The sequence below is a fragment of the Bacillus sp. XF8 genome, assembly GCF_017498755.1.
GTDB classification, from domain to species: domain Bacteria; phylum Bacillota; class Bacilli; order Bacillales; family Bacillaceae_G; genus Bacillus_A; species Bacillus_A bingmayongensis.
The window spans coordinates 1-2,393 of the sequence record NZ_JAGDQK010000107.1; the positions used below are offsets into that span (position 1 = coordinate 1).

General features: G+C 37.6%; 2 protein-coding genes. Both read left to right on the top strand.

Features of this window, described 5'->3' with window-relative positions; all coding sequences use genetic code 11:
* The coding region (locus J4P91_RS28550) for a spore germination protein (RefSeq protein ID WP_207996780.1) at positions 1 to 1,482 on the top strand (1,482 nt) is incomplete at its 5' end.
* Between the two features lie 26 nt (positions 1,483 to 1,508).
* The coding region (locus tag J4P91_RS28555; RefSeq protein ID WP_207996781.1) for a spore germination protein at positions 1,509 to 2,393 on the top strand (885 nt) is incomplete at its 3' end.

A 2,393-nucleotide genomic window follows, 5' to 3' on the forward strand; every position in this document is an offset into this window, starting at 1 on the left:
GTTCATTTTACGGGTGACTTCACATCAGACTTAGAACTCATAAGACAAGAAATCGGTCATAATTCTGATGTTCACTTTCGGGAGTTTAATATTGGGCGCATAGGCATTCGAGCTGCGATCATTTTTGTCGATGGACTATCAGATAAAGAGCTAATCGATAAACATATTATGAATTCACTAATGGTTGATTTTTTCGATGAATATAAAAACGAAACTACTTATGTGGAAGAGACTGTTTCGAAAGAATTTATTAAAAATAAAGTTCTTTCTATTAGTGAAGTAACAGAAATCAATCAAATAAAAGATTTGATATCCAAAGTATTGACAGGTTCGACAGCTCTATTGATTGATGGTTTATTTGATGTGTTCATTCTTGGCACAACAAAAACAAACAAACGGAATATTGAAGAACCAGTATCAGAAGCATTAGTCAGAGGTCCACGGGTAGGTTTTACGGAAGTATTAAGTGATAACACTGCACTTTTACGACGTCATGGTGAAAATGAAAATTTATCATTAATAAAGCTTCAAGTAGGAGAACGTGCAAAAAAAGAGCTAGTTATAGCCTACATCAAAGACCTTGCTAGTCCAGAATTAGTGGAAGAGGTAAAAATAAGAATTCAGAAAATCAATATAGATAGTGTACCTGAATCTGGCTATATAGAGCAACTTATTGAAGATAATTACCTCAGTCCTTTTCCACAAGCTCAGAATACAGAACGTCCTGATCGTGTTATGGGTGCCTTGATGGAAGGGCGGATAGCAATTTTACTGGATGGGACACCATTCGCATTAATTGTTCCAGTTACATTTAGTATGCTGTTACAATCACCAGAAGATTATTATGAACGTTGGATTCCAAGTACGCTTCTCCGCCTATTGCGTTTCTTTGCAGCTTCTGTTTCATTATTTACTCCTGCATTATATATTTCCTTTATTTCGTTTCATCCAGGGTTAATTCCCACCAAGCTAGTTATTTCTATTATAGGAACACGTGAAGGAGTTCCTTTTCCTGCTCTTATAGAAGCGTTGATTATGGAAGTGGCCATCGAAATTTTACGGGAAGCTGGGTTACGTTTACCTAAACCGATTGGACCGGCAATGGGGATTGTAGGTGGACTAATTATTGGCCAGGCTGCCGTAGAAGCAGGGATTGTCAGTCCAATTATGGTAATCGTTGTAGCTGTTACAGCTATTTCTTCCTTTACTATCCCACAATACAGTGCAGGAATTACATTACGCATTCTTCGGTTTGTAGCCATGTTCTGTGCTGCCATGTTTGGCTTGTACGGAGTTATTCTCTTCTTTCTTTTAATTTGCAGCCATTTAGTGAAACTGAAAAGTTTTGGCGTTCCTTATACCAGTCCGGTTGTTCCGTATCGATTCAGTGACTGGAAAGATTTTATGGTTCGAATGCCACTAAAAATGATGAGACGTCGACCGAAAATAATGCATACAAAAAATCCTATCCGTAAAAGGTAGCTGATGACGAAAGGAAGTGTCCTTCAGTGATTACTAAACCCAAAGATCGAATAACAACTTCGCAAGCAGTTGTTATCGTCGTTAATTTTATACTTGGAACAGGAATCCTTACCCTGCCTAGAGCATCTGTAGAAAAAGTGAAAACACCGGATGTATGGATAAGTGTGATTTTAGGTGGGATAATCGCGATGGTTGCAGGAGTAATCATGGTTAAATTAAGTCAACAGTTTCCCGAAAAAACCTTTTATCAATACAGCCAAGAAGTTGTAGGGAAATGGATAGGGAGGTTATTTAGCTTACTTGTTGTATGTTATTTTCTTGCAACTTCAGGGTTTCAAATCCGTTCAATGGCAGAGGTCATTAGCTTGTTTTTGCTAGAAGGAACTCCTACATGGGCCATTATTATACCTTTTATGTGGATAGGTCTCTATTTGATTATGAGTGGCATTAACTCAATTGCCCGGATGTTTGAAATCATATTCCCTATTACGGTGTTTATTTTTTTACTAATTTCCTTGATGAGTCTCGGAATATTTGAGATAGATAATCTCCGCCCCGTATTAGGTTTAGGAGTTAAGCCGGTGTTAAACGGGATAAAGATAACTGCTCTCGCATATACAGGTCCTGAAATCATGTTAATCCTTTTGGTGTTTATGGAGCAACCAAACAAAGCAGTAAAAGTCATTCTAGTTGGAATTTCTATTCCGTTAATCTTTTACGTAATAACGGTCGTAATGGTCATCGGTGCATTATCCGTCGATGGAGTTGTAACGAGAACATGGCCGACAATTGATCTCATGCGCAGTTTTGAAATTTCGGGTTTGATATTTGAACGTTTTGAATCTTTATTGCTTGTAATATGGATTATGCAAATATTTGCTACCTATACGATTAGTTACTACGCTGCTGCA